The organism is Amycolatopsis tucumanensis (genome assembly GCF_021654135.1).
GTDB classification, from domain to species: domain Bacteria; phylum Actinomycetota; class Actinomycetes; order Mycobacteriales; family Pseudonocardiaceae; genus Amycolatopsis_E; species Amycolatopsis_E tucumanensis.
Window position 1 is genome coordinate 474,380 of the sequence record NZ_JAKGSD010000001.1, and the last position, 25,417, is coordinate 499,796.

General features: G+C 72.4%; 28 protein-coding genes. 10 read left to right on the forward strand and 18 right to left on the reverse strand.

Features of this window, described 5'->3' with window-relative positions; genetic code table 11:
* Positions 1–184: 184 nt before the first annotated feature.
* Together L2C96_RS02470 and pafA are read right to left on the reverse strand one after the other, a co-directional pair.
* On the reverse strand, positions 185–961 hold the full coding sequence (locus L2C96_RS02470) for a DUF1684 domain-containing protein (protein ID WP_237334940.1): 777 nt from the start codon (positions 959–961) through the stop codon (positions 185–187).
* Positions 958–2,316: a Pup--protein ligase gene (gene pafA, locus L2C96_RS02475; protein ID WP_020417824.1), complete on the reverse strand. Its 1,359-nt coding sequence runs from the start codon at positions 2,314–2,316 to the stop codon at positions 958–960. Before pafA ends, L2C96_RS02470 begins: the two co-directional genes overlap by 4 nt.
* Positions 2,317–2,497: 181 nt before the next feature.
* Between pafA and L2C96_RS02480 the strand changes: the two genes are divergently transcribed.
* Complete coding sequence (locus L2C96_RS02480) at positions 2,498–3,295, forward strand: pentapeptide repeat-containing protein (protein ID WP_237334941.1); 798 nt, start codon at positions 2,498–2,500, stop codon at positions 3,293–3,295.
* An 848-nt stretch (positions 3,296–4,143) separates the two neighbouring features.
* On the opposite strand, the gene prcA is transcribed toward L2C96_RS02480, so the two are convergent.
* The 4 genes from prcA to dop all read right to left on the reverse strand — a co-directional run bounded on the left by prcA (position 4,144) and on the right by dop (position 7,703).
* Entirely contained in the window at positions 4,144–4,896 is a 753-nt protein-coding gene (gene prcA, locus L2C96_RS02485; RefSeq protein WP_027936582.1) for a proteasome subunit alpha, read from the reverse strand.
* 57 nt (positions 4,897–4,953) lie between these two features.
* Positions 4,954–5,814 carry a proteasome subunit beta gene (prcB, locus tag L2C96_RS02490; RefSeq protein ID WP_237334942.1) on the reverse strand — a complete coding sequence of 287 codons (861 nt, stop codon included), beginning with the start codon at positions 5,812–5,814 and terminating at the stop codon, positions 4,954–4,956.
* 121 nt (positions 5,815–5,935) lie between these two features.
* On the reverse strand, positions 5,936–6,130 hold the full coding sequence (locus L2C96_RS02495; protein ID WP_017982463.1) for a ubiquitin-like protein Pup: 195 nt from the start codon (positions 6,128–6,130) through the stop codon (positions 5,936–5,938).
* A 70-nt stretch (positions 6,131–6,200) separates the two neighbouring features.
* Positions 6,201–7,703 (reverse strand): depupylase/deamidase Dop, encoded by a 1,503-nt coding sequence (dop, locus tag L2C96_RS02500; protein WP_020422790.1) that lies wholly within the window; start codon positions 7,701–7,703, stop codon positions 6,201–6,203.
* A gap of 93 nt (positions 7,704–7,796) precedes the next feature.
* Here dop and L2C96_RS02505 point away from each other — a divergent pair, with 93 nt between their 5' ends.
* Positions 7,797–8,306 (forward strand): NUDIX hydrolase, encoded by a 510-nt coding sequence (locus L2C96_RS02505; RefSeq protein WP_237335128.1) that lies wholly within the window; start codon positions 7,797–7,799, stop codon positions 8,304–8,306.
* A 19-nt stretch (positions 8,307–8,325) separates the two neighbouring features.
* On the opposite strand, the gene L2C96_RS02510 is transcribed toward L2C96_RS02505, so the two are convergent.
* From L2C96_RS02510 to L2C96_RS02520, 3 genes are all read right to left on the reverse strand, one after another.
* Entirely contained in the window at positions 8,326–8,928 is a 603-nt protein-coding gene (locus L2C96_RS02510; protein WP_237334943.1) for a hypothetical protein, read from the reverse strand.
* Between the two features lie 66 nt (positions 8,929–8,994).
* Positions 8,995–9,825 carry an aldo/keto reductase gene (locus tag L2C96_RS02515; RefSeq protein ID WP_237334944.1) on the reverse strand — a complete coding sequence of 277 codons (831 nt, stop codon included), beginning with the start codon at positions 9,823–9,825 and terminating at the stop codon, positions 8,995–8,997.
* A 185-nt stretch (positions 9,826–10,010) separates the two neighbouring features.
* Positions 10,011–10,352: a hypothetical protein gene (locus L2C96_RS02520; RefSeq protein ID WP_237334945.1), complete on the reverse strand. Its 342-nt coding sequence runs from the start codon at positions 10,350–10,352 to the stop codon at positions 10,011–10,013.
* A gap of 81 nt (positions 10,353–10,433) precedes the next feature.
* Here L2C96_RS02520 and L2C96_RS02525 point away from each other — a divergent pair, with 81 nt between their 5' ends.
* Positions 10,434–10,709: a hypothetical protein gene (locus tag L2C96_RS02525; protein WP_237334946.1), complete on the forward strand. Its 276-nt coding sequence runs from the start codon at positions 10,434–10,436 to the stop codon at positions 10,707–10,709.
* A gap of 56 nt (positions 10,710–10,765) precedes the next feature.
* Here L2C96_RS02525 and arc read toward each other — a convergent pair whose 3' ends face one another.
* The gene (arc, locus tag L2C96_RS02530) at positions 10,766–12,574 is read right to left on the reverse strand and encodes a proteasome ATPase (RefSeq protein ID WP_026153131.1); all 1,809 of its coding nucleotides are present in this window, start codon (positions 12,572–12,574) and stop codon (positions 10,766–10,768) included.
* Positions 12,575–13,052: 478 nt separating this feature from the next.
* On the opposite strand from arc, the gene L2C96_RS02535 reads away from it, so the two are divergent.
* Both L2C96_RS02535 and L2C96_RS02540 read left to right on the forward strand, forming a co-directional pair.
* Positions 13,053–13,856, forward strand: coding sequence for a hypothetical protein (locus L2C96_RS02535; protein WP_237334947.1), 804 nt, complete (start codon positions 13,053–13,055; stop codon positions 13,854–13,856).
* Positions 13,857–13,887: 31 nt separating this feature from the next.
* Complete coding sequence (locus tag L2C96_RS02540; protein ID WP_237334948.1) at positions 13,888–14,676, forward strand: flagellar basal body-associated FliL family protein; 789 nt, start codon at positions 13,888–13,890, stop codon at positions 14,674–14,676.
* A gap of 9 nt (positions 14,677–14,685) precedes the next feature.
* Here the strand turns inward: L2C96_RS02540 and L2C96_RS02545 are convergent, their stop codons facing one another.
* Positions 14,686–15,510 carry a tRNA (adenine-N1)-methyltransferase gene (locus tag L2C96_RS02545; protein ID WP_237334949.1) on the reverse strand — a complete coding sequence of 275 codons (825 nt, stop codon included), beginning with the start codon at positions 15,508–15,510 and terminating at the stop codon, positions 14,686–14,688.
* A 58-nt stretch (positions 15,511–15,568) separates the two neighbouring features.
* Complete coding sequence (locus L2C96_RS02550) at positions 15,569–16,726, reverse strand: M50 family metallopeptidase (RefSeq protein WP_237334950.1); 1,158 nt, start codon at positions 16,724–16,726, stop codon at positions 15,569–15,571.
* Between the two features lie 96 nt (positions 16,727–16,822).
* Here L2C96_RS02550 and L2C96_RS02555 point away from each other — a divergent pair, with 96 nt between their 5' ends.
* From L2C96_RS02555 to L2C96_RS02570, 4 genes are all read left to right on the forward strand, one after another.
* Positions 16,823–17,689 (forward strand): RecB family exonuclease, encoded by an 867-nt coding sequence (locus tag L2C96_RS02555; RefSeq protein ID WP_017982475.1) that lies wholly within the window; start codon positions 16,823–16,825, stop codon positions 17,687–17,689.
* Between the two features lie 15 nt (positions 17,690–17,704).
* Positions 17,705–18,484 (forward strand): thioesterase family protein, encoded by a 780-nt coding sequence (locus tag L2C96_RS02560; protein ID WP_237334951.1) that lies wholly within the window; start codon positions 17,705–17,707, stop codon positions 18,482–18,484.
* Positions 18,485–18,561: 77 nt separating this feature from the next.
* A complete protein-coding gene (locus L2C96_RS02565; RefSeq protein WP_237334952.1) occupies positions 18,562–19,491 on the forward strand; it encodes a ParA family protein in 930 nt (309 codons plus the stop codon).
* Positions 19,492–19,562: 71 nt separating this feature from the next.
* Positions 19,563–20,483 (forward strand): phosphotransferase family protein, encoded by a 921-nt coding sequence (locus L2C96_RS02570; protein ID WP_237334953.1) that lies wholly within the window; start codon positions 19,563–19,565, stop codon positions 20,481–20,483.
* Between the two features lie 20 nt (positions 20,484–20,503).
* Here the strand turns inward: L2C96_RS02570 and L2C96_RS02575 are convergent, their stop codons facing one another.
* Complete coding sequence (locus L2C96_RS02575) at positions 20,504–21,715, reverse strand: RNA polymerase sigma factor (protein WP_237334954.1); 1,212 nt, start codon at positions 21,713–21,715, stop codon at positions 20,504–20,506.
* Positions 21,712–22,083 (reverse strand): YciI family protein, encoded by a 372-nt coding sequence (locus L2C96_RS02580; RefSeq protein WP_020422776.1) that lies wholly within the window; start codon positions 22,081–22,083, stop codon positions 21,712–21,714. Before L2C96_RS02580 ends, L2C96_RS02575 begins: the two co-directional genes overlap by 4 nt.
* A 93-nt stretch (positions 22,084–22,176) precedes the next feature.
* On the opposite strand from L2C96_RS02580, the gene L2C96_RS02585 reads away from it, so the two are divergent.
* A complete protein-coding gene (locus L2C96_RS02585) occupies positions 22,177–22,611 on the forward strand; it encodes a YybH family protein (protein WP_237334955.1) in 435 nt (144 codons plus the stop codon).
* On the opposite strand, the gene L2C96_RS02590 is transcribed toward L2C96_RS02585, so the two are convergent.
* From L2C96_RS02590 to L2C96_RS02605, 4 genes are all read right to left on the reverse strand, one after another.
* Entirely contained in the window at positions 22,608–23,546 is a 939-nt protein-coding gene (locus L2C96_RS02590; protein ID WP_237334956.1) for an AEC family transporter, read from the reverse strand. The genes L2C96_RS02585 and L2C96_RS02590 overlap by 4 nt on opposite strands.
* On the reverse strand, positions 23,543–24,388 hold the full coding sequence (hisG, locus tag L2C96_RS02595; protein ID WP_020422773.1) for an ATP phosphoribosyltransferase: 846 nt from the start codon (positions 24,386–24,388) through the stop codon (positions 23,543–23,545). The genes L2C96_RS02590 and hisG overlap by 4 nt, the downstream gene beginning before the upstream one ends.
* Before the next feature lie 30 nt (positions 24,389–24,418).
* Positions 24,419–24,682 (reverse strand): phosphoribosyl-ATP diphosphatase, encoded by a 264-nt coding sequence (locus L2C96_RS02600; protein ID WP_020422772.1) that lies wholly within the window; start codon positions 24,680–24,682, stop codon positions 24,419–24,421.
* A 66-nt stretch (positions 24,683–24,748) separates the two neighbouring features.
* On the reverse strand, positions 24,749–25,411 hold the full coding sequence (locus tag L2C96_RS02605) for an HAD family hydrolase (RefSeq protein WP_157358824.1): 663 nt from the start codon (positions 25,409–25,411) through the stop codon (positions 24,749–24,751).
* Between the last annotated feature and the right edge of the window lie 6 nt (positions 25,412–25,417).

The following is a 25,417-nucleotide window of genomic DNA, read 5'->3' on the forward strand; positions in this document are numbered from 1 at the left end:
GAGCACCCTGACGCTCCGCACGGTGTTCATCCGCACTGAGCGGGCGATCCTCGACGACCTGTTCTCCACCCAGCGGCGACTCGCGATCGTGCTGTGGTCGTGCTCGGCTTCGCGCAGGGTGGTAACGCCCGGCTGCTCGACAAGCCCATCGGGTTGTTCGCCGAGTGGCTGGTCTGGCAGTGCGTTAACGGCGCTCCCACGGGATCTGCTCGCCTGCCTCCACCGGGAACGGCAACCGGTTCTCCGGTGGGGGCAGCGGGCAGGTCGCGAGGTCGATGAACGCGCACGGCAGGTTCACGGCCCGGTTGAAGTCCAGCTCCACCCGCCCCTCCGCGTCCGGCTCGGCGACCGACAGGCTGCGGTTCGCGGCGTACGTCGTCACACCCGACGTCGCGTCCGTGAACAGCACCGAGAACGCCGCGCCGCCCTTGCCGTTGAACGCGGTCAGCGCGAACTCCTCGCCCCGGTACGCGAACCGCAGCACGCCGGGCGAGGAGTACACATGCGACAGTCCTTCCACGACCGCCCCGACGGTCACCGGCCGCGGCTCGTCGTACGGCTCGAACCGGCCGGGCAGCACCCACGCCGGATCCGGCTCGTAGGCAGGCACGCCGCGGAACGCCGCCCGCACCGGCGCCGCCGGGTCCCGCAACCGCACCAGGTACCCGCTGCGCCGCGCCACCTCGACGACCCGGTCACCGGCCTTGACCATCTCGCCCGGACCGCTGTTGACCAGCTCGAACCGCGTCGTGCCGGACACCCCGAACTCCTCGTCCGGATCCACCACCACGACCGCGGCCTCATCACCGTCGAGACGCCAGGTGCCCGGGATGCCGTCGAACCGCTGCGGCTCCGGCGTCAGCCAGTGCCGCGCCGTGATGCTCAGCCACCCGTGCGGCTCGGCGAGCGCCCGCTCCCGCTCGGCGTGCCAGGACCGCCACGCCTCCTCGAACGCGCTCACAGCGAGCTGATCAGCCGGTCGACGCGCTCGTCCACCGCGCGGAACGGGTCCTTGCACAACACGGTCCGCTGCGCCTGGTCGTTGAGCTTGAGGTGCACCCAGTCGACCGTGAAGTCCCGGCCGGCGGCCTGCGCGGCGGCGATGAAGTCGCCCCGCAGCTTCGCGCGCGTGGTCTGCGGCGGCGTGTCCTTGGCCAGCTCGATCTCGCCGTCGTCGGTGATCCGCCGCACCAGCCCCTTGCGCTGCAACAGGTCGAACAGGCCCCGCCCGCGCCGGATGTCGTGGTAGGCCAGGTCCAGCTGCGCCACCCGCGGGCTGGACAGGTCCAGGTTGTGCTTCGCCCGGTACCGCTCCACCAGCCGGTGCTTGATCGCCCAGTCGATCTCGGTGTCGATCTTGCTGAAGTCCTGCTGCTCCACCGCGTCCAGCGCGCGGCCCCACAGCTCCACCACCCGCTGCGCCGTCGGGCCCGAGTCGTTGGCCTGCACGTGCTGCACCGCGCGCCCATAGTACTCGCGCTGGATGTCCAGCGCCGAGGCCTCCCGCCCGCCTGCCAGCCGCACCGGGCGCCGCCCCGTCAGGTCGTGGCTGATCTCCCGGATCGCCCGGATCGGGTTGTCCAGCGTGAAGTCCCGGAACTGCACACCCTGCTCGATCATCTCGAGCACCAGGTTCGCCGTGCCGATCTTCAGCAGCGTCGTCGGCTCCGCCATGTTCGAGTCACCGACGATGACGTGCAGCCGCCGGTACCGCTCGGCGTCGGCGTGCGGCTCGTCCCGGGTGTTGATGATCGGCCGCGACCGGGTCGTGGCGCTCGAGACGCCCTCCCAGATGTGCTCGGCCCGCTGCGACAGGCAGTACACCGCGCCCCGCGGCGTCTGCAGCACCTTGCCCGCGCCGCAGATCAGCTGACGGGTCACCAGGAACGGCAGCAGCACGTCCGCGATCCGCGAGAACTCGCCCGCGCGCGTCACCAGGTAGTTCTCGTGACAGCCGTAGGAGTTGCCCGCCGAGTCGGTGTTGTTCTTGAACAGGAAGATGTCCCCGCCGATGCCCTCGTCGGCCAGCCGCCGCTCCGCGTCGACCAGCAGGTCCTCGAGGATCCGCTCACCGGCCTTGTCGTGCGTGACGAGCTGCACCAGGTCGTCGCACTCGGCCGTCGCGTACTCGGGGTGCGATCCCACGTCCAGGTAGAGCCGGGAGCCGTTGGACAGGAAGACGTTGGACGAGCGCCCCCACGACACGACCCGCCGGAACAGGTAGCGCGCCACCTCATCGGGCGAGAGCCGGCGCTGCCCGTGGAACGTGCAGGTGACGCCGAACTCGGTCTCGATGCCAAAAATCCGCCGCTGCATCTCTCAATGCTAGGCGCTTTTGGCCCCGGCGCGGTGCGCCGTTCGGGCGGCGACACGCCGGGCGATCGTCGCACCACGCGCCGGAACGCCCGGGACACGGCTGTCACCAGGGGTTTCCCACGTTGTGGTCCGGGCCACCCGATAGAGTCGTTCCGGACTGCGACAGGGGTGATCCGAAACCGTGACCGGCAACGCGCTGCGAGCCGACTGCGCGAACTGCTTCGGCCTGTGCTGCGTGGCGCTGGCCTTCGCCGCCTCCGCCGACTTCGCGGTGGACAAGGACGCCGGCACCCCGTGCCGCAACCTGCTCGACGACTTCCGCTGCGGCATCCACGCCCGCCTGCGCGACGAGGGCTTCACCGGCTGCACCGTCTTCGACTGCTTCGGGGCCGGGCAGCGCATCTCCCAGGAGACCTTCGGCGGCCGCGACTGGCGCCAGGCGCCGGAGACCCGCGAGGCCATGTTCGCCGCCTTCCCGGTGATGCGGCAACTGCACGAGCTGCTCTTCCACCTCACCCAGGCGCTGGCCCTGCCCGCGGCCCGCCCCGTCCACGACGACCTGCGGGCCGCGCTCGCGGAGACCGAGCGCATGGCGGGGAGCGGCCCCGACGACTTGGTCCGACTCGACGTCGCCGGCCACCGCGAGCAGGTGAGCGCCCTGCTGCTGCGCGCGAGCGAACTGGCCCGCGGCAAGCGCGGCAAGAACCGCCGCGGAGCCGACCTGATCGGCGCGAAACTCCGCGGCGCCGACCTGCGGGCCGCCAACCTGCGCGGCGCGTACCTCATCGGCGCGGACCTCCGCCGCGCCGACCTGCGCCAGGCCGACCTGATCGGCGCGGACTTCCGCGGGGCCAACCTCGCGGGCGCCGACCTGACCGGCAGCCTCTTCCTCACGCAGGCCCAGGTGAACGCCGCCCAGGGCGACGGCACGACCCGCCTGCCGGAAGGCCTCGACCGGCCCTCCCACTGGCGCCCCTGACCGGCTCCATCACGCCCAGCGCGCCGCCTTCACCGCGGTGCGCGGCATCGCGGCTGGGGCGGCCCCGGCCGCCTCCGGGCGGCGGAGAAGTGGAGCCCACGGCGCCCCGACGCCCGGGGAAAGCGAGCTCGCACTGCCCCACCGCGCCTGGCACCCGGGAAAGCCGAGCCCGCACCGCCCAACACGCCCGACGCCCGGGGAAATGGAGCTGCGCCGCCCCACCGCACTAGGCACCCGCCACCCCGGAAGGCCGAGCCTGTGCCGCCCCCAGCCCGCCCCGCACCCGGGGAAACCGAGCTTGCACCGCCCCAACGCTCCCGGCACCGGCGAAACCGAGCCCACGCCGCCCACCGCGCCTGGCACCCGGGAAAGCCGAGCCCGCACCGCCCCACCGCACTAGGCACCCGCCACCCCGGAAGGCCGAGCCCACGCCGCCCCCAGCGCGCCCCGCACCCGGGGAAACCGAGCTTGCACCACCCCAACGCTCCCGGCACCGGCGAAACCGAGCCCACGCCGCCCCAGAACCCGCGAATGCCGAACTTGCACCGCCCCACCGCCCCCGGCACCGGGTAAACCGAGCCCGCACCGCTCCCAACGCGCCTGGCGCCGGGGAAACCGCGCCTGCACCGCCCCAACGCACCCGGCTCCGGAGTAGCCAGCCCACCCCACCCGGCACCGGGAAAGCCGCGCCTGCACGGCCGCGATGACCAGTGGCGTCCACCCGACACCACGGGCCTCATCCCCGATGCCCACACACTCCCGGCCCTCCCAGCAACACCGCGCGGGCCCCACCACCCGGAAATGCGAAAAGGCCCCCGGACCGAAGTCCGAGGGCCTCTCACCCAAGCTCAGCTCGCCGGCGGCGTCTCGCCGTCCTCCGGCTTCTCCTCCGCCTCCCCGGCGGACTCGGCCGGCTGCTCCGGCAGCAAGGCGTCCAGCGCCGCGCCCTGGATCCGCCGGAACTTGCGCCCCGGCCGCTCCCGGTCCAGCACCGCGACCTCCAGCTTCAACGGCGCGCTGTCCCCGTTGTTGCTGACCGCCCGCAGCGCGTCCAGCGCGACCTTCAGCGCGTCCCGCAGCTCCAGGCCGTCCTCGTAGATCTCCTTCAGCTTGTTCGCCACCGGCTCGGTCTGCCCACCGGTCACGACGTACCGCGGCTCGTCGAAGATCGAACCGTCGTAGGTCAGCCGGAACAGCTGGTCCTCCTCCGGCACCGACCCCACCTCGGCCACGCACAGCTCCACCTCGTACGGCTTCAGCTGCTCGGTGAAGATGCTGCCCAGCGTCGCCGCGTAGGCGTTCGCCAGCGCACGCGCCGTCACGTCCCGGCGGTCGTACTGGTAACCCTTCAGGTCCGCGTGCCGGATGCCGGCGACCCGCAGGTTCTCGTACTCGCTGTACCGGCCGACCGCGGCGAACCCGATCCGGTCGTAGATCTCGGAGATCTTGTGCAGCGTCGTCGACGGGTTCTCCGCCACGAACAGCACACCGCTGCGGTACTTCAGCACGACCACGCTCCGGCCGCGCGCGATGCCCTTGCGCGCGAGCTCCGAGCGCTCACGCATCAACTGCTCAGGAGAGGCGTACAGCGGCATCGTCACGGTGAGGCTCCAAGAATGCTCGAAGGAAGGGAAGTTCGGCTACGGCGACCGCGCGGATCAGGTGCGGCCGTGGCTGGCCTGCTCGGCCCGGCCCGCGACGACCGCCTCCGCCACCGCGGCGGCCTGCTCGTCCGGCAGCCGCACCGCGCCGCGCTCGGCGGTGATCGTCACCAGCGTCGGGAAGATCCGGCGCACCAGGTCCGGCCCGCCCGTCGCGCTGTCGTCGTCGGCCGCGTCGTACAGCGACTCCACCGCGGTGCGCATCGCGGTCTCCTCGTCGGCCTCCGGGTCGTACAGCTTCTTCAGCGCCGACTTCGCGAACAGCGACCCCGACCCGATCGCGTGGTAGCCCGCGCGCTCCTCGTACCGGCCACCGGTCACGTCGTAGGAGACGATCCGCCCGGCCCGCTTCGGGTCGTCGGCCTCGATGTCGTAGCCGACGAACAACGGCAGCGCCGCCAGTCCCGCCATCGCCACGTCCAGGTTGCCCTTCACCATGGTGGCGAGCTTGTTCGTCTTGCCGTCCAGCGACAGCGGAACGCCCTCGATCTTCTCGTAGTGCGCCAGCTCGACCGCGTAGAGCCGCACCAGCTCCAGCGCGATCCCGGCGCTGCCCGCGATGCCCACCGCGGAGTAACCGTCGGTGACGTGCACCTTCTCCATGTCCCGCGACGCGATCAGGTTCCCCGACGTCGCCCGCCGGTCACCGGCGATCAGCACGCCACCGGAGAACGACACGGCCACGATCGTGGTGCCGTGCGGCGCGTCCAGCTCACCCGCACCGGAATTGGGCAGCTGCCGTCGGCCCGGCAGCAGGTCAGGCGCCTGCATGCGGAGGAACTCGGCGAACGACGACGTCGTGCTCGAGAAGAAGGCAGCGGGCAGCGCGGAGCCCGTGGGGCCCGAGGTGTGTTCCATACGTGCTCGTGGTTCCCATCGACGAAGTGTGGCGCTTCCGCGGGCGAAACACCCGCGGAAGCGCGACAGCCGGCACTACAAGCTACTCGGTGCGACCACCCTAGTGGCCGCGGGTGAGCGGTTACTCGCCGCCCTTTTGCACGTAGGCGCGCACGAAGTCCTCGGCGTTCTCCTCGAGCACGTCGTCGATCTCGTCCAGGATCGTGTCGACGTCCTCACCCAGCTTCTCGCGGCGTTCCTGGCCGGCCGGGGCACCACCCTCGACCTCGTCGTCGGAGCCGCCGCCACCGTGCTTCTCGATCTTCTCCTGAGCCATCTCGCCTCCCGGTGAGTCCTGTCCCTAGCCTACCCAGAGACCACGACAATCGGTGGTTTTCCCGCTGCGGTCAGTCGGAACCCGTCAGCGCCTCGACCAGTTCCTCGGCCGTCTCCGACTCGTCCAGCAGCCGGCCGACGTGCGCCTTCGTGCCCCGCAGCGGCTCCAGCGTCGGGATCCTGACCAGGGACTCCTTGCCCACGTCGAAAATCACCGAGTCCCACGACGCGGCCGCGATCGACGTCGCGTACTTCTCCAGCGCCCGCCCGCGGAAGTAGGCGCGCGTGTCCTCCGGCGGGTTCGTGATCGCCGCCTGCACCTCCTCCTCGGTGACCAGCCGCTTCATCGAGCCGCGCGCCACCAGGCGGTTGTACAGGCCCTTCTGCAGCCGCACGTCCGAGTACTGCAGGTCCACCAGGTGCAGCCGCGGCGCGGCCCACCCCAGGTTGTCCCGCTGCCGGTAGCCCTCCAGCAGGCGCAGCTTCGCGGGCCAGTCCAGCCGGTCCGCGCACTCCGCCGGGTCCCGCGCCAGCGCGTCCAGGATCTCGCCCCAGACCCGCAGCACCTCCTTGGACACCGCGTCCCCGCCCGTGCGCTCCAGGTGCGCCGCCGCCAGCTCGTGGTAGGCGAACTGCAGGTCGAGGCCGGTGTACTTGCGGCCGCCCGCCACCCCCACCTTCGTCTTCAGCGTCGGGTCGTGGCTGATCTGGTGCACCGCCCGCACCGGCTCGTCCAGCTTCAGGTCGTCGAACCGCTGACCGGCCTCGATCATGTCCAGCACCAGCGCCGTCGTGCCCAGCTTCAGGTACGTCGAGTACTCGGCCATGTTCGCGTCGCCGATGATGACGTGCAGCCGCCGGTACTTGTCCGCGTCCGCGTGCGGCTCGTCGCGGGTGTTGATGATCCCCCGCTTCAGCGTCGTCTCCAGGCCGACCTCGACCTCGATGTAGTCCGAGCGCTGCGACAGCTGGAAGCCGGCCTCCTCACCCTGCGGGCCGATACCCACCCGGCCGGAACCGGTCACCACCTGCCGGGACACGAAGAACGGCGTCAGCCCGGCGATCACCGAGGTGAACGGCGTCGAACGGGCCATCAGGTAGTTCTCGTGGGTGCCGTAGCTGGCGCCCTTGCCGTCCACGTTGTTCTTGTACAGCTGCAGCACCGGCTGCCCGGGCACGGTGGCCGCCCGCATCGCGGCCTCCTCCATCACCCGCTCGCCCGCCTTGTCCCAGATGACCCCGTCCCGCGGGTTGGTCACCTCGGGCGCCGAGTACTCCGGGTGCGCGTGGTCGACGTAGAGCCGGGCGCCGTTGGTCAGGATGACGTTGGCCGCGCCGAGGTCCTCCACGTCCGGGTCGTGCCCCGGCCCGCCCGGCCCGGCCAGGTCGAAACCACGGGCGTCGCGCAGCGGCGACTCCACCTCGTAGTCCCACCGCGCGCGGCGCGCCCGCGGGATGTCCGCCGCCGCCGCGTAGGCCAGCACGACCTGCGTCGATGTCAGTACCGGGTTGGCCGTCGCGTCGCCCGGCACGGCGATGCCGTACTCGACTTCGGTTCCCATGATCCGCCGCATGTCCCAAGCCTACGGGTCGCGGGCGGCAACGGTGAGTGGGCCACCGGTTGCGACCAGGTAAAGCACCCGGATCTGCCATGCTGGTTCAAGATGGTGAGCAGTGCTGAGGAAATGGTCGCCCACTACGACGCCGCGGGCGCGGTCGTGGGCCGGGTGCGCCGCGCCGACATGCGCGAACAGGGGCTCTGGCACGCCGCGACGCTGGTGCTGGTGCGCTCCGGGGACGGCTCCCGCGTGTACGTGCACCGGCGCTCACCGGACAAGGACGTCTTCCCCGGCCTGTACGACTGCTGGGCGGGCGGCGTGGTCGCGGCGGGCGAAACACCCGCCGAGGGCGCGGAACGGGAGCTGGCCGAGGAACTGGGCGTGCGCGGCGTGCCCCTGCGACCCCTGTTCACGTTCACGTTCGAGCAGCCGCCGGTGCGCTGCCACTACTTCGCCTACGAGGCGCGCTGGGACGGCCCGGTCGTCCACCAGCCGGAGGAAATCGTCTCCGGCCGGTGGATGCCCCTGGACGAGCTGCGGGCCTTCGCGGAGGACCCGGAAAGCCCTTTCGTGCCCGACGGCAGGCATGCGATCCACGAGTGGTTCCGCCGCGGGTAGCGCTTTCCCGTCCGGGCGGTCAGCTCCGCGGCAGCTTCCCGGCGGCCAGCGACGCCAGGCCCTTCACCGCTTCCGCGGCCCGGTTCTGCGTGCTCGCGGTGACCTGCAGGCCGGACAGCACGTGCCCGCCGGCCAGCAGCAGCGTGCAGGTGGTGCCGTCGCACCAGGCGCGCGCGGCCTCCGCGCCGGCCGGGCGGGCGACCGTCAGCGCCGTGCCGTCGCAGTCGACCTGCGCGAGCACCTCGGCCGCGGTGCGGTCGAGGTAGCCGGTGACCTGCTGCGTCAGCGAGGAACCGCTGTTGTAGAGCCAGGTCGAGCCACGCGGGTCCCCGGCGGGCACGGCGTCGAAGCAGGAACCGTTGGCAGCGCGGGCCGCCGCCTCCCGCACGCCCTCGCCCGACAGGTCGCTCTTGGTGAGCACCGCCGCCGCCACGTCCTCGGCGATGTGGTTCACCGGGGTGTTCGCCGCCGCCTGGCCGACCGAGACGCTCGGCGCGAGCGACGGCGCCGTCACCGGCGTCGTCGTCGAGTCCGCCGGCTTGTCGTAGTAGGTCTCCAGGTCGTTCGGGCGATCCGCGCACCCGGTGAGCCCGGTCAGCACGACCGCGGCCAGGACCACCATCCCTCCATGACGCACGGTGACGTTCCCTTCAGTATGCGTTGTGGGCGCTGAGATTAGTCGAAGCCTTCACTGCCACTGCAGCGAGGATCGCCGATCCCAGTACCGTTCCGGCGGCTCGGCCAGCGACCGCAACGCCGCGAGTTCGCCCCGTGGCAGGTCGACGCCGTTCGCGGCGAGGTTGGCGGCCAGCTGCTGCGGGCTGGACGGGCCGATGAGGACCGTGTCCGCCCACGGCTGGGCCAGCACCGCCGCGATCGCCACCGCGTCGGCGCCGACTGCGTAGCGTTGCGCCAGGCGGGTGATCGCGGGCGGCGGGTTGACCACCAGCCTGCCGTTGGCGAGGGTTTCCTTGACCAGCACCAGGTTCCCGGCCGCGTGCGCCTCCGCGAGCGCCGGGCCTGCCGACGGTTCGAGCAGGTTCCAGGTCGACTGCACGGCCGAGAACACCGGCCGCCCGGCCACTTCCAGCTCGAACGCCCGCCGGATCACCTCCGCCTGCTTCGGCCCGGAAGTGGAGAACCCGACGCGCACCCCGTCGTCGCTGAGCGCCGCCAGCGCCCGCTGCAGCGCCTCGTCGGTGAACAGCGGGCTGTCCACGGTGAGCGAGTGCACCTGGTAGAGGTTGATGGCGTTGCCGAGCAGGGAGCGGCTTTCGGTCCACTGGCGGGAGAACACGCCCGCCGAGTGCTCCTTCACCTCGTGCATCGTGGCGTCCATGCGCCAGCCGCCGACGTAGGTGTAGCCCCACTTGCTGGACACGGTGAGGTCGCCGTGGCCGCGCTCGGCCAGCCACCCGGCCAGGAACTCCTCGGCCCGGCCGTAGGAGCGGGCGACGTCGATCCAGCGCACACCGGCCGCGTACGCCGCGTCGAGCACCGCGAACGTCGCCTCGCGCATCGTCCGCACGTCCCGCCGGACCGGGAGCTCGCTGCTCCGGCCGAGGTTGATGTAGGCGGGCCGCCCGAGGGCCGCCAGGCCGAGTCCGATTCGCAGGGGACTGTCCTTTCCGTGCGGGTTTTTCCGGGGCGCCCGCGGAGCGGGCCACCGGCGGTTTTTCGCCGAAAGCCGCCGCGTATAGGTCGTTATACGCCTGATGCTCGTTGACGGAGGATGTCCAGCCACTGCTCGGAGTTCAGCGCCTGCCGGTGGAGCTTCTCCAGCCGCGCCGCCGGCGCCCGCACGTAGCCCTTGCCGAAGACCGGCGCGATCTGGCGCAGGCTGGCCCCCTCCTCCCGCGCCGCCAGCAGCACCCAGTCCGACGCGTCGGCACAGGCCGCCGATGCGCGCCGCAACTCCCCCAGCAGCCGGATCAGCTCCTCCGGCGGGACGGCGTGCGCGCGGACCGCCTGCGCGGTCTCCTCGAGCCAGGCCAGGACGTCGGCTTCGGTGATCGGGGCGCGGATCTCGGCCGCGGGCTCGGTCATGGCGCGCAGTATAGGTCGTTATACGGCCACCGGCGGACGACACGCCGGGCAACCGGAACCGCCGGGAAGCGTCTTCACCACGTGCCCGACAAGATCATCCGACGGCTCCGCGGCGGCGCGGCCGCGGTCGCCGTGACGGTCCTCCTCGCCCCCGTGCACGGCATGGCGGTGCTGGTGTTCCTGTTCTCGGCGGAGCGGTACGACTCCAGCGGCCAGGGCGGGCCGTTCCGCAGCTGCACGCCGGACTCGCTGTCCTGCGCCGGGCCGAACGTGCCCCTGATGATCGGGTGCGTGCTGGTCGTGGCCGGCGGGGTGCTGCTCGCCTACTGGGCGGGGCGGCGCGCGGCGCGCCCCTGACACGGCGGAGGCCGCCGACCCGGACGGATCGGCGGCCTCCCCTGGCCCACCTGTGGTTACAGGTACTGGCCGGTGTTCGTGGCCGTGTCGATGACCCGGCCGGACTCCTGGTTCTTCCCGGTGACCAGCGTGCGGATGTAGACGATCCGCTCGCCCTTCTTGCCCGAGATCCGGGCCCAGTCGTCCGGGTTGGTGGTGTTGGGCAGGTCCTCGTTCTCCGCGAACTCGTCGACGATCGCGTCGAGCAGGTGCTGCACCCGCAGACCGGGCTGCTTGGTCTCCAGCACCGACTTGATCGCCGCCTTCTTCGCCCGGTCCACGATGTTCTGGATCATCGCGCCCGAGTTGAAGTCCCGGAAGTACAGGACCTCCTTGTCACCGTTGGCGTAGGTGACCTCGAGGAACCGGTTCTCGTCCGTCTCCTCGTACATCCGCTCGACGGTGTTCTGGATCATCGCGTCGATCGTGGCCTGCGCGTCCCCGCCGAACTCGGCGAGGTCGTCGGCGTGGATCGGCAGCCCCGGCGTCAGGTACTTGGAGAAGATGTCCTTCGCACCCTCGGCGTCCGGCCGCTCGATCTTGATCTTCACGTCCAGCCGGCCCGGCCGCAGGATCGCCGGGTCGATCATGTCCTCGCGGTTGGAGGCGCCGATGACGATGACGTTCTCCAGCCCCTCGACACCGTCGATCTCGGCCAGCAGCTGCGGCACGATCGTGGTCTCCACGTCCGAGGAGACGCCGCTGCCGCGGGTGCGGAAGATCGACTCCATCTCGTCGAAGAACACGATCACGGGCGTGCCGTCGGAGGCCTTCTCCCGAGCCCGCTGGAAGATCAGGCGGATGCTCCGCTCGGTCTCGCCGACGAACTTGTTGAGCAGCTCCGGGCCCTTGATGTTGAGGAAGTAGGACTTGGCGTCCTTCGAGTCGCCGTCCCCGCGTGCCTCGGCCACCTTCTTGGCCAGCGAGTTGGCGACCGCCTTCGCGATCAGCGTCTTGCCGCAACCGGGCGGGCCGTAGAGCAGGACGCCCTTGGGCGGCCGCAGCTCGTACTCCCGGTAGAGGTCGGCGTGCAGGAACGGGAGTTCCACCGCGTCGCGGATCTGCTCGATCTGCCGCCCGAGACCACCGATGTCCTCGTACCGGACGTCAGGGACCTCTTCCAGCACGAGGTCCTCGACCTCGGCCTTGGGCACGCGCTCGTAGGCGTAGCCCGCCTTCGAGTCCACCAGCAGCGAGTCGCCCGGCTTGAGCGTCTGCGCGGCCAGCGGGTCGGAGAGCCAGACCACCCGCTCCTCGTCGGCGTGGCCGACGACGAGAGCGCGGGCGCTGCCACCCTCCGTGGCCGGCGTCAGGACCTCGCGCAGCGAGCAGACCTCGCCGGTGAGCTCGAAGTCGCCCGCCTCGACGACGGTCAGGGCCTCGTTCAGCCGGAGCGCCTGACCGCGCTGGAGGGAGTCCACCTCCACCGCGGGCGACACGGACACCCGCATCTTGCGGCCTGCCGTGAACACGTCGACGGTGTTGTCCTCGTACGCGGCGACGAACACGCCGTACCCGCTCGGGGGCTGGGCGAGCCGGTCGACCTCTTCGCGCAGCGCGAGGAGCTGTCCCCGCGCCTCGCGGAGGGTCTCCACGAGCTTGTTGTTCCGCTCCGTGAGCTGGGCGACTCGTTCCGACGCCTCGGCGAGGCGCTGTTCCAGCACACGGTTCTGACGGGGTGATTCGGTTAGTTTCCGCCGCAGCAGAGCCACTTCCTCTTCCAGGAAGCGGACCTGCCGCGCCTGCTCGTCCGGCGTCGTTCCAGCTCCACTGATCTCTGAAGGGTCGGCGTCCTCGTGCCGACCTCCGGGAAGGTCGTGTTGCATGTCGGCACCTCCTCGGAGTGCTTTTAACCCACGGTACCGGCGATCACCGACATGAAAAGCCCTATCCGCATCACAGGATCGGCGCGTCGCATCACGAACCCGGACGGAACCGTTACACAGGCGTCCCGGCGGGCGGTCGGCGAACCGCTCGAAAAACTACGGACAGTAGCCGCCCGGCCACCAACAGCGGCCATCCGGGCGGTGAGCGATTCACTCATGTCACGACCACCCAACCAAGGCTTTACAGGACATTCACAGGGCGTCTTCCCCTTCTCCTCCTTCTTCAAACCCGGGCGGTTTTCACGTCGCCGCACCGGATCGCGGGCCGCCACGCCGGGCGGCCAAGATCGAGTTGTCCGATATCGGCGCTACGATCGCTCGCGTTACAGCCCCGGTTCGCGTCCGGGGAGAAACCGGATGCCGCTTCGGCGCGTCGAAGGCAGGCAGACACCCGACGTGAACGAGGAGACGGCCGTCCATGACCTACCCGCCGCACGGCCCGGGCCGGCCCGGGCCCCAGGGCCCCTACGGACAGCCGGGCCCGTACGGGCAGCAGCCCGGACACCCCCAGGGCGGACCGCGGCAGCCCGGCTACCCGCAGGGCGCGCCCCAGCCGCCGCAGCAACCGCAGACGCCGCCGCCCGGGTTCGCCGGCACGACGCAGCAGTTCGGCGCTCCGGGCCACGGCGCTCCCGGCTTCGGCGCCGGCGGCTTTGACACTGGGGGCGGCTTCGGCGGCCCGGGCGGTGAGCCGCCGAAGAAGAAGACCGGCCTGATCGCCGGCATCGCGGCGGCCGTGGTCGTGGTCGCCGGCGTGGCTGTCACGCTGGTGCTCACGCTCGGCGGCGACGAGGAGAACGGCGGCACCACCACGGCCGCCGCGGGCTCCTCCTCGGCCGCGAGCCCCACCGCGCGCGCGAACTCCTCGACCCCCGCCGCGCCGTCGTCCCGCTCGTCCCGCACGACCGGTTCCACCGCGGCCGGCGGTGGCGGCACGGGCGGCGCGGACAGCGTCGCGCAGCAGGTCGTGGACGCCATGAACGCCCGCAGCGCCAGCCGGTACGCCGCGCTGACCTGCGGCGGCGCCAGCGACAGCGAGGTGTCCTCGCTGCAGTCCCAGTGGGACGCGGCGACCGAGCTGCAGGCGACCATCTCCGGCCCGGCCGAGATCACCGGCGACACCGCCAAGGTGCCGGTCGCGCTGCGTTACAACGGCGACCAGCAGAATGCGAAGATGCCGCTGAAACGACAGGGGTCGAACTGGTGCGTCGACGAGTCCTGAGCCCACCCATCCGAGAAGGGGTAACCCGATCATGACCTACCCGCCGCAACAGCCCGGGCCCTACGGGCAGCAAGGCCCCTACGGGCAGCAGGGCCAGCCGGGCCCCTACGGGCAGCAGCCGGGCGGCGGCTACCCCCAGCAGCCCGGGCAGCCCCAGGGCGGGTCGCAGCAGCCCGGGTACCCGCAGGGCGGGCAGCCGGGCTACCCGCAGACCCCGCCACCCGGGTTCCCCGGTGGCACGCAGCAGTTCGGCCAGAACCCCTACGCCGACTCCTACGCCACGCAGCAGTTCCCGGGCGGGCCGGGCGGTGAGCCGCCGAAGAAGAAGACCGGCCTGATCGTCGGCATCGCGATCGCCGCGGTGGTCGTCATCGGCGGCGCGGTCGCCGCGATCCTGCTGCTGACCGGTGGCGACGACAACAACAACTCCGCCGCCCCCAGCACGAGCGCCGCCCCGCCGGCGAGCTCGAGCGAGAAGGCGCCCAGCAGCTCCCGCACGCCGACGTCGAGCTCGACGCCGAAGGGCACCGCCGCGCCGGGCGCGAAGTCCACGCCGGAGGAGACCGCGCAGGCGATCGCCACCGCCTACAGCACCGGGGACAAGGCGACCATCCAGTCGATGGTGTGCGCGAGCCGCCCGCAGTCGGTGCCGGACATCCCGTCGGGCATCACCGTCACCGTGACCGGCAGCCCGGACGTCACCGGCGACACCGCCTACGTCCCGGTGCACGCGGTCGGCCCCGGCGGCACCAACGACTTCGAGCTCGGCCTCGCCAACGAGGGCGGCGTGTGGTGCTACCTGGGCGACCGGACCAACTGACGGAGGACCTCAGCCGCGGCTCGGCCTGCGCTGCGGCCGCGGCGGGGTCACCCCGTCGGCCAGCCGGCGCGTGGTGAGCAAGAAGGCGGTGTGCCCGACCATCCGGTGTTCCGGGCGCACCGCCAGGCCCACCACGTGCCAGGGCCGCACGAGGCTCTCCCACGACTCGGGCTCGGTCCAGCCCTGCATCTCCCGCAGCGCCTCGGTGACCCGCGACAGCTGGGTCACCGTCGCCACGTAGACGACCAGCACCCCGCCCGGGACGAGGCTGCGGTGGACGGTGTCGAGCACCTCCCACGGCGCCAGCATGTCCAGGATCACCCGGTCGACCTCGCCACTGTGGTTCTTCAGGTCGTCGACCTTCAGCGTCCAGTTCGACGGCCGCTCCCGGAAGAACCGCTCCACGTTCTTGACCGCGTGCTCGGCGTGGTCCTCGCGCACCTCGTAGGACAGCACGCTGCCCTCCGGGCCCACCGCGCGCAGCAGGGAGCAGGTCAGCGCGCCGGACCCGGCGCCGGCCTCCAGCACCCGCGCGCCCGGGAAGATGTCGCCCCACATCACGATCTGCGCCGCGTCCTTGGGGTAGATCACCTGCGCGCCGCGCGGCATGGACAGCACGTAGTCCGCCAGCCGCGGCCGCAGCGCCAGGTAGGCGGTGCCGCCGACGGACGTGATCACCGAGCCCTCCGGCTTGCCGATCAGGTCGTCGTGCTTCAGCGCGCCGCGGTGGGTGTGGTACTCCTCCCCCTCGGCGAGCACCAGCGTGTAGTTCCGCCCCTTCGGATCGGTCAGACGCACCCTGTCGCCCGGGCGGAACGGCCCGCTCACCTGCACTTGATTGACTCCTCGAAACTCGCGCGATCGCAGCGCTCGATCTTCGCAGACCCGCCGGTCAGCGGACGCGGCGGCCCGACAGCGCCGAGCGCAGGTCCTCCCGGCGCAGCACCCCGGCCGGGCGGCCCTCGTCGTCGACCACGAGGAACTGCCACGCGGCGGTCTCGCGCACCCGCTCGGCGATCTCCTCCCCCGGTTCGGAGGCGAGCAGCACGGTCTCGGCGCGGATCGGCTCCGCGGCGAGTTCCGCCGGGGCCTGCGGTGACGTCTCGGCGAGCCGTTCGGCGGCGCCCTCGTCGAGCAGCCCGGCCGCGACGCCGTCCGCGCGCACCAGCACCACTCCCCTGCCCGCCGCGGCCGCCAGGGCGTCCGACACCGGGCTCTCCGCGGGCAGCTGCAGCACCGGCCGGGTCAGCTCGGTGACCGCGAGCCCCTCCGGCCAGCCGCGGTTGGCGTCGGCGGCCAGCTCCGACGCGGCGCCGGCGGCGACGAACCACGCGGTGACCACGCACACGCCCAGCCGCAGCCAGCGGTCCTCGGTGCCGGAGACCATGCCGAACATCGCCCACACCAGCAGCCCGGCCGCGACGATCCCGCCGCCCACGACGGCCGCGTGCGTGCCGCTGGCGCGGCGCCCGGTGACCGCCCACACGCCGGCGCGGAGCATGCGCCCGCCGTCCAGCGGCAGGCCGGGCAGCAGGTTGAACACGCCGACCGCGAGGTTGGCCACGGCGCACTCGGCGACCAGCAGCCACACCGCCCCGTCCGGCGGGACGGCGAACATCAGCAGGCCGCAGAACGCCGCGAGCAGCACGGACACGACCGGCCCGGCGGCGGCGATCAGCCCCTCCTGCCCCGGCCGCCGCGGGGTGCGGGCCACTTCGGACAGACCGCCGAGCAGGAACAGCCGCAGCCGCCGCACCGGGATCCCCATCCGCAGTGCCACCACGCAGTGCCCCAGCTCGTGGGCCAGCACGGACAGGCCGAGCAGGACGGCGAACGCCGCGGCCAGCGCCCACGACGTGGCCGCGGTCGCGCCGGGCAGGAGCCGGTCGACGAGCGGCTGGTAGAGCACCACCACCACGAGGGAGCCGACCCACCAGGACGGGGCCAGCAGCACCGGCACGTCCTGGACCCGGAACAGCAGCAGGCCGCCGTCGGCGGTGGTCAGCACCCGCCTCGGCTGGTTTCGTCCGTGCTCGCCGGTCGCGGCCATGCCGGACAGGGTAGAGCGTGTGGTGTCAGACGGCCGTGACCCGCCGCGGCGCGCGGCGTCGCGATCTTGTCGGACCCCTCGTTTAGGGTGCGGGGTATGGCTCAGACGGCGACCACGGATCCCCAGCTCGGCGTGCGCCGCCCCGCGCTGTCCCCCTCGCGGGCCAGCGACTTCAAACAGTGCCCGCTGCTCTACCGCTTCCGCGCGGTCGACCGGCTGCCGGAGGTGCCGACGAAGGCGCAGCTGCGCGGCACGCTCGTGCACTCGGTGCTGGAGCGGCTGTTCGCGCTGCCCAAGACCGACCGCGAACCGGACCGCGCCCGCGAGCTGCTCGCGCCCACCTGGAGCGAACTGTCGGCCGACAACCCGGAGTGGGCCGAGCTGTTCGACGGCGAGGACGTGCAGGGCTGGCTGGAGTCGGCCACCAAGCTGCTGGACAGCTACTTCCAGCTGGAGGACCCGCGCCGGTTCGACCCGGAGGCGTGCGAGCTGCACGTCGAGCTGGAGCTGGAGTCCGGGGTCCGGCTGCGCGGGTACGTCGACCGGCTGGACGTCGCGCCCACCGGCGAGATCCGCGTGGTGGACTACAAGACCGGCGCCGCGCCCCGCGAGATCGGCGAGGCCAAGGCGATGTTCCAGATGAAGTTCTACGCCGTGGTGCTGTGGCGCCTGCGTGGCGTGGTGCCGCGCCAGCTGAAGCTCATGTACCTCACCGACGGCCAGTCGCTGGCCTACGCCCCGGACGAGGCCGAGCTGCGCCGCTTCGAGCGCACGCTGGAGGCGATCTGGCAGGCGATCCTCAAGGCGGGCAAGACCGGCGACTTCCGGCCGAGCCCCAGCAGGCTGTGCGACTGGTGCGCGCACCAGTCGCTGTGCCCGTCGTTCGGCGGCACGCCACCGGAGTACCCGGGCTGGCCGGAGCCGGACCCGGGTGTGGAAACCGCACTGGACCGTGCTGACTGACGGGGGCGGATTGAGATGACGGAGAACGCTTTCTACCTGCCGCTGGGCGGCGATCGCTACCAGCCGACGGAGCACACGGCCGGGCCGTGGACCCCCGAGGCGCAGCACTTCGGGCCGCCGTCGGCGCTGCTCGCCCGCGCGCTGGAGAACCTGGCCGCCGACCGGCCGGGGCTGCTGGCGCGGGTCACCGTGGAGATCCTCGGCCCGGCGCCGCTGACCGAGCTGTCGCTGCGGTCCTGGGTGGAGCGTCCCGGCCGGTCGGTTGAGCTGCTCGGCGCGGAACTGCACGACGGCACGCGGGCGGTGGCGCGGGCCTCGGCGTGGCGGATCGCCGAGGCCGACACCACGGACGTGGCCACCGAGGAGCCGGCGCCACCGTCCCCCGAGGACTGCCGCCCGGCGTCGTGGCCGGACACCTGGGGCCGCGGCGGCTACCTGGGCGCGATGGAGTGGCGGCTCATCGCGGGCTCGCCCGCGGAGCCGGGGCCGGCGTGGGTGTGGGGCAGGCAGCGGGTCGAGCTGGTGGCCGGGGAGAAGCCGACGCCGTTGCAGCGGTTGTTCGCGGTCGCCGACACCGGCAACGGCGCGTCGAACTTCCTGGACCCGGCGAAGTGGTGGTTCATCAACAGCGAGCTGACCGTGCACCTGCGGCGCGCGCCGGTCGGCGAGTGGATCGCGCTGGACGCGCGCACGCTGGTCGGCCCGTCCGGGGTGGGCACGGCCACCAGCACGCTGTCCGACGTACGGGGCCAGGTGGGCCACGGCGCGCAGGCGCTGATGGTGCGGACACGCTGACGGGCGTGACCGTCCCCCGCGAGCCGCACGAGATCCACTACTCTGCGGCCAGAACCGACTGACCTGGGAGCGCTCGAGTGCAGATCACCTCGGTGGTCAACCAGAAGGGCGGCGTCGGCAAGACGGCGCTGAGCGTCGGGGCCGCCGCGGCGCTGGCCGAACGCGGCCGCCGGGTGCTGCTGATCGACCTCGACCCGCAGGGGCACGCGACCACGGAGATGCTGGGCCTGGAGGAGGTGCCCGCGCAGGCGCCGAGCCTGGCCAAAGCGCTCACCAAGATGTGGAAGGGGCCGGTCGAGGAGCTGATCGTGCCGCACCGGCGCAGCAACATCGGCCCCGGCGGCGCGTTCGACGTGATCCCGACCTCGCCCGGCATGTTCGACCTGGTGCGCAGGCTCGACCAGTTCCGGGTTCCGGGCTGGCAGCTGGCGCGGGTCGTGCAGTTCGCCAACTACGACCACGTCATCATCGACTGCCCGCCCGCCCTGGACGTGCTGACGAACAACGCGCTCGCGGCGACGCACGGCATCCTGGTTCCGGTGCAGCCGGACCGCACCAGCATCCGGGCGCTGCGGCTGCTCAACGACCAGCTGTACTACGTGCAGACCGCGCTCAACCGCCCGCCCATCCCCTATTTCGGGGTGGTGCCGGGCCTGTACCGGCGACCGATGTCGGGGTACGCGGTGGCGGCGCTGGAGGAGCTCAAGCAGTTCGGGTACCCGCTGCTGGCGCACGTCCCGCTCGGGGTGGTGATGAACGAGGCCGCCGCGCACGGCATGCCGGTCACGACGTTCGCGCCGGAGACCACCCAGGCGTTCGCCTTCCGCGAAATCGCGGCGGTGCTGGACGGGCACCTGGCGCGGCAGCAGCCGTCGGCCCCGATCCCCGCCGAGGACGACTTCGTGTTCGAGGACTTCATCACCCAGGTCGCGCAGACCCGCAACGAGAACGACAACGGCGCGCGGAAGAAGCTGTACGACCTGATGCCCAAGCGCCCCCGCGACTAGTGCGGCCGCGGTCGATCGCACGCCCGGCCGGGTCGTTCCGGCAACCGCTTTCCGCGGATGAGATCACCGCGATGGCCGAGCGCGCGTTCGGGGCGCCGCCGGTGTCCGCGGTGGAGCTCGGCGGTGGTCTGTACAACACGACCTACCGGGTGGAGCTGCCGTCCCGGGAGACCGTGGTCCTGCGGGTGGCGCCGGAACCCGCGCGGCAGTTCCGCGTCGAGCGGGAGCTGATGCGCAACGAGCACGTGAGCCTGCCGTTCTTCGCGCCGATCGCGCGGATGATGCCCCGGACGTTGTTCGCGGACTGGACGCGGGACATCGCCGGGCGGGACTACGTGTTCCAGACGTTCCTCCCCGGGATCCCGGCGCCGCGGGGGCTGCGGGCGTACCCGCGTCCACTGTGGACCGGCTTCTACCGCGGCCTCGGCGCGCTGGCACGCACCGTGCACGAGGTGCGCGGCCCCGCCTTCGGCCCGGTCGCCGGCCCGGCGTTCGCCACGTGGACCGAGGCGGTGCTGGCGTACTTCGCGGACACCGCCGCGGATCTAGCCGACGCCGGTCTCGACGCGTCGGACGTGCTGGCCGTCGCCCGGCTGGCCGAGCAACGCCGGGCGGTGCTCGACGAGATCACCGAGCCGCGGCTGCTGCACGGCGACCTGTGGACCGCCAACGTGCTCCTCTCCCCCGGCGCGCCGGAGCCGGTGATCGACGGCGTGCTGGACCACGACCGGGCGTCCTGGGGCGATCCCGCCGCCGACTGGAGCCTGTACGCCGCGTCGCGGCCCGATCCCGTCCGGGACGCGTTCTGGGTGGGTTACGGGCGGCCGGCGGACACTCCGCAGGCCCGCTGGCGGGCGCTGGTCTACCGGGCTCGGCACCTGGGCGCGGTGCGGCTGGAACGCCACCGGCTCGGCAACACCGACGGCGTCGTGGCGAGCTACTCCGAACTCGGGGCGGTCTTGGACGCGCTGGCCGCCGAACCGGCGCACTAAACGGCGCGCCGTATAGGTCATTATACACTGCGCGTGGCGCAGCGGTCGGCCCGCTCCTCCAGATACCGCTGCTCCGGCACGCTCAAGGTGCCCTGCGCGGCGCGGCGGTACGCCTCCGCCGCCGCGGGGAGATCACCGGTCCGCTCCAGCAGGTGCGCGCGCACCGCGTCCACGCGGTGGTGCCCGGCGAGCGCCGGGTCCTCCGCCGCCACCGCCAGCTCCCGCAGCCCGGCCTCCGGACCGTCCACTTCGGCCACCGCCACCACCCGGTTCAACGTCACCATCGGCCCGGGCGCCACCGCCGCCAGCAGCTCGTACAGTCCGGCGATCTCCCGCCAGTCGGTGTCCTCCGCCCGCGCGGCCTGCCCGTGCACAGCGGCGATCGCGGCCTGCAGCTGGTACGGGCCCACCGGCGCGGTCGTCAGCGCCCGCGTCACCAGCGCGGTGCCCTCGTCGATCATCGCCCGGTCCCACCGCGACCGGTCCTGCTCGGCGAGCGGTACCAGCGCACCACCGGGACCGGTGCGGGCGGCGCGGCGCGCGTCGGTCAGCAGCATCAGCGCGAGCAGGCCCGTCACCTCCCCCTCGCCGGGCAGCCGGGCGTGCAGCTGCCGCGCCAGGCGGATCGCCTCCGCGGTCAGGTCCACGCGCTGCAACGACTCCCCCGAACTCGCGGTGTGCCCCTCGGTGAAGACCAGGTACAGCACGTTGAGCACGGCGGCGAGGCGCTGTCCGTACTCGTCCGGCGCCGGCGGCCGGAACCGGGCGCCGGCGGCCTTGATCCGCTGCTTCGCGCGGCTGATGCGTTGCGCGATCGTGGATTCCGGCACCAGGTAGGCCCGCGCGATCTCGGCCGTGGTGAGCCCGCCGACCGCCCGCAGCGCCAGCGCCACCTGCGACGCCGGGGTCAGCGACGGGTGGCAGCACAGCATGAGCAGGGTGAGCGTGTCGTCCACCGCGGGCACCGGCGCCGGGTCCGGTGGCGTCATCAGCGCGACGTTCTCCTCGCGGCGGCGGCGCGCGGTCTCCGACCGCCACAGCTCGATCCGCCGCCGGGACGCGGTGGTGATCAGCCAGCCCTTCGGGTTGTCCGGCACCCCCTGGGCCGGCCACTGCGTCGCGGCCGCGAGCAGCGCCTCCTGCACGGCGTCCTCGCACAGGTCGAAGTCGCCGTAGCGGCGCACCAGCGCGGCGAGCACCTGCGGCGCCAGCTCGCGCAGCACCTCGGTCACGGCAGGAAGACGCTCAGGTCCTGCGTGGGGCGCACCTCGACCAGGCCGAGCCCCGCCTCCGGGATCCGCGCCGCCCACTCCACGGCCCGCTCCAGGCTCGCGCAGTCCAGCACGTAGAACCCGGCCAGCTGCTCCTTGACCTCGGCGAACGGCCCGTCCCCCGCGACGACCTGCCCCTCGGAGACCAGGACCCGCTTGCCGGTCTCCGGCGGCGCCAGCGACGCCGAGGTCACCACCTCCCCCGCCTCCTCCAGGTCGCGGTCGAGAGCCTCGTACGCCTTGAGCCCCTCCCGCTTCTCGTCGTCGGCCAGGCTTTCCCAGACCGCCTGCGACGCCGCGTTGCGGTAGATCAGCACCAGGAACTTCATCTGCCCTCCCGGACTCCTCACCCGGGATGTCGAGACCGGGCCCGCGGTCTCGACGTCACCGGTGGAAGCACACACCCTAACCGGAGGACGACGATGACCAGCACGAACGAAATCCACGCGGTGATCGAGGAGCAGGCGGCCGCCATCCGGGCCGGCGACGCGGACGCGGTCGTCGCCCGCTACGCGCCGGAGATCGTCGCGTTCACCCTCGCGCCGCCGCTGGCCCACGCGGCGGCCGAGATGCGCAACCCGGACAACCTGCGCGGCTGGTTCGCCGGGTTCGACGGGCCGGTCGACTACGAGGTCCGCGACCTGCGCGCCACCGTCAGCGGCGATCTGGCCTTCGCGCACAGCCTCAACCGCATGTCCGCGGTCCCCGCCGGCCACGACGGGCCGTTCACCCTGTGGTTCCGGTCGACGGTCTGCCTGCGCCGCGACGACGGCCGCTGGCTGATCGCGCACCAGCACCAGTCCACACCGTTCCACATGGACGGCACCTTCGCCGCCGCCCTGGACCTGGAGCCCTAGAGGAACTCGCCGACCAGCCAGGACACCAGGGACAGCGATCCCATCGACACCAGGGTGGACACCAGCACGCAGTCCCGCACGAACCGGCTGTCCAGGGCGTACTGGCTGGTCGCGATGAAGATGTTCTGCGCGGTGGGCAGCCCGGCGCACACGGTCACGATCATCAGCACCGGGTGCGGCAGGCCGAGCAGCAGCCCGATGCCGAGGGTGATCGCGGGCTGGGCGAACAGCTTCAGCCCGACCACGGTCGCCATCTCCACCCGCCGGGTCCCCATCGGTTCCCGGGCGCCGCCGGAGGTGAGCGACATCCCCAGCACCAGCAGCGCGGTGCCGACCCCTGCCGAGGCGAGCAGGTGCAGCGGCTGCGCCACCAGGTGCGGCAGGTGCAGCCCGCTCGCCCGGAACAGGATCCCGGTCAGCGACGCGGCGATCACCGGGGTGCGCACCGGCAGCATCAGCAGCGTCCGCCACCGCGACCGGCCCGGCTCCCGCGCGTCGGTCTCCAGCAGGGCCAGCAGCGACGGCATCAGCACCAGCGTCTGCAGCAGGATCACCACGATGATGAACGCGGAGTCGCCGAACAGCTGCAGCAGCACCGGGATGCCCAGGTTGCCGGCGTTGGCGTAGCAGGAGGCCATCCCGCTGACCGCCCACTCCGACAGCTTGCGCCGGAAGACCCACTTGCCCAGCGCGAAGCCGATCGCGCCCACCACGACGGTGCCGATCAGGAACGCGATCACGCCCGGGTTCAGCAGGGCGGTCAGCGGCGTGTCCTGCATGGTGGTGAACAGCACCGCGGGCATCGCGACGACGAAGACGTACTTCGTCAGCGCCGCCTCGGCCCCGTCGCCGAGCACGCGGAACCGGCCGAGCAGGTACCCCAGTCCGGTCAGTGCCCAGATCGGCGCGAACGCCGGCAGGACACCGCCGGTCAAAGCCGGCAGGAGCGGATGTCGGAGGCGAGCACCGCCTTCGCTCCCACCTCGGCCAGTTCGTCCATGATCTGGTTGACCTTCTTGCGGGGCACCATCGCCCGCACCGCGACCCAGTCCGGGTCGGCCAGCGGCGCGACGGTCGGCGACTCCAGGCCGGGGGTGATGGCGACCGCCTTGTCCAGCAGCGTCCGCGGGCAGTCGTAGTCGAGCATCATGTACTGCTGCGCGAACACCACGCCCTGCAGCCGGGCGGTCAGCTGCGCCTTCGCCTTCTGCGCGTCGCTGCCGGCGCGCTGCACCAGCACCGCCTCGGACACGCAGATCGGGTCGCCGAACGCGACCAGGTTGTGCTGCCGCAGGGTGCGGCCGGAGCCGACCACGTCGGCGATCGCGTCGGCGACGCCGAGCTGGATCGAGATCTCCACCGCGCCGTCCAGCCGGATCACCTCGGCCTCCACGCCCTGGCGGGCGAGGTCGTCGCGCACCAGCTTCGGGTAGGAGGTGGCCAGCCGCTTGCCCTGCAGGTCGGCCGGCTTCCAGTCCTGCCCGGCCGGGGCCGCGTAGCGGAAGGTGGAGCCGCCGAAGCCCAGCGCCAGCACCTCCTCGACCGGGGCGCCGGAGTCCAGCGCCAGGTCGCGGCCGGTGATGCCGAGGTCCAGCTCGCCAGAGCCGACGTAGATCGGGATGTCCTTGGGGCGCAGGAAGAAGAACTCGACCTCGTTGTTCGGGTCGAGCACGGTCAGGTCGCGCTGCTCATGCCGCTGGCGGTAACCGGCCTCGCCGAGCATCTCCGACGCCGGCCCGGCCAGCGCTCCCTTGTTCGGCACCGCAACCCGCAGCATGCCCTCACTCCTCGTTCGTTCTCGGCCCCGCTACAGGTAGCGGTACACGTCCTCGGTGGTCAGCCCGCGCCCGAGCATCAGCACCTGAACCCGGTACAGCAGCTGGGAGATCTCCTCGGCCAGCCGGTCGTCGGACTCGTGCTCGGCGGCGATCCAGACCTCACCGGCCTCCTCGAGCACCTTCTTGCCCTGGGCGTGCACGCCGGCGTCCAGCGCCTGCACGGTGCCCGATCCCTCGGGTCGGTTGCGGGCCCGCTCGGTGAGCTCGGCGAACAGCTCGTCGAAGGTCTTCACGGTCTGTAGATCCTTCCATCCGGCCCGCCCCGGGGGCGATCCGGGCCGCCGCTGCTGACGGCGACGTCACACCAGTGCGCGCAGCGTGTCCGCGTCCACCCCGGTCAGCGAGGTGCGGAACACCCGGCGGGGGCCGGCTTCGACGGACACGTCGTTGGGCACGACCAGCACGACGCAGCCCGCGGCGGCGGCCGACGCGGCGCCCGGCGGGGAGTCCTCGACGGCCACGCAGCGTGCCGGGTCCGCGCCGAGGAGCCGCGCCGCGCGCAGGTAGGGCTCCGGGTGCGGCTTGTTGAGCCCGTCCACCTCGTCACCGCAGACGGTGACGTCGAAGAACTCCCGCCCGATGGTGTCCAGCGCCAGCTCGGTCAGCGACCGCTCGGTGGAGGTGACCAGCGCCGAGGGCACCCCGGCGCGGCGCACCGCGGTCAGCGCCTCGCGGGCGCCGGGCCGCCACGGCAGCTCGTCGGCGAACAGGTTCGCCGTCCGGTCGCGGATCCACGCGCCGGTCTCCGCGACCGCCGCGGCGGTCGGCTCGTGGCCGGTCACCGTCAGCAGGAAGCCCGCGGTGGCGTCCATGTTGGACCCGACGAGCGTGAGCCGCTGCTCGGTGGACAGCGTCCCGCCCAGCCACTCCGCGCACTCGTAGAGCGCGACGTCCCACAGCTTCTCCGAGTCGACGAGCGTGCCGTCCATGTCCCAGAGCACGGCAGCAAGGCCGTCCGTCAAGTGGTT

Coding starts and splice junctions, on each gene's coding strand:
- pafA (WP_020417824.1), bottom strand. CDS start 2,316: ATGCAGCGGCGGATTTTTGGCATCGAGACCGAGTTCGGCGTCACCTGC.
- prcB (WP_237334942.1), bottom strand. CDS start 5,814: ATGGAACACACCTCGGGCCCCACGGGCTCCGCGCTGCCCGCTGCCTTC.
- L2C96_RS02495 (WP_017982463.1), bottom strand. CDS start 6,130: ATGGCTCAGGAGAAGATCGAGAAGCACGGTGGCGGCGGCTCCGACGAC.
- dop (WP_020422790.1), bottom strand. CDS start 7,703: ATGCGGCGGATCATGGGAACCGAAGTCGAGTACGGCATCGCCGTGCCG.
- L2C96_RS02510 (WP_237334943.1), bottom strand. CDS start 8,928: ATGGTGGTCCTGGCCGCGGTCGTGCTGACCGGGCTCACCGGGTGCGCG.
- L2C96_RS02515 (WP_237334944.1), bottom strand. CDS start 9,825: ATGCGCGAGGCGACGTTCGCGGTGCTCGACGCGGCGTACGCGGCCGGT.
- L2C96_RS02520 (WP_237334945.1), bottom strand. CDS start 10,352: ATGACCGAGCCCGCGGCCGAGATCCGCGCCCCGATCACCGAAGCCGAC.
- arc (WP_026153131.1), bottom strand. CDS start 12,574: ATGCAACACGACCTTCCCGGAGGTCGGCACGAGGACGCCGACCCTTCA.
- L2C96_RS02535 (WP_237334947.1), top strand. CDS start 13,053: ATGACCTACCCGCCGCACGGCCCGGGCCGGCCCGGGCCCCAGGGCCCC.
- L2C96_RS02540 (WP_237334948.1), top strand. CDS start 13,888: ATGACCTACCCGCCGCAACAGCCCGGGCCCTACGGGCAGCAAGGCCCC.
- L2C96_RS02550 (WP_237334950.1), bottom strand. CDS start 16,726: ATGGCCGCGACCGGCGAGCACGGACGAAACCAGCCGAGGCGGGTGCTG.
- L2C96_RS02555 (WP_017982475.1), top strand. CDS start 16,823: ATGGCTCAGACGGCGACCACGGATCCCCAGCTCGGCGTGCGCCGCCCC.
- L2C96_RS02560 (WP_237334951.1), top strand. CDS start 17,705: ATGACGGAGAACGCTTTCTACCTGCCGCTGGGCGGCGATCGCTACCAG.
- L2C96_RS02570 (WP_237334953.1), top strand. CDS start 19,563: ATGGCCGAGCGCGCGTTCGGGGCGCCGCCGGTGTCCGCGGTGGAGCTC.
- L2C96_RS02580 (WP_020422776.1), bottom strand. CDS start 22,083: ATGAAGTTCCTGGTGCTGATCTACCGCAACGCGGCGTCGCAGGCGGTC.
- L2C96_RS02585 (WP_237334955.1), top strand. CDS start 22,177: ATGACCAGCACGAACGAAATCCACGCGGTGATCGAGGAGCAGGCGGCC.
- hisG (WP_020422773.1), bottom strand. CDS start 24,388: ATGCTGCGGGTTGCGGTGCCGAACAAGGGAGCGCTGGCCGGGCCGGCG.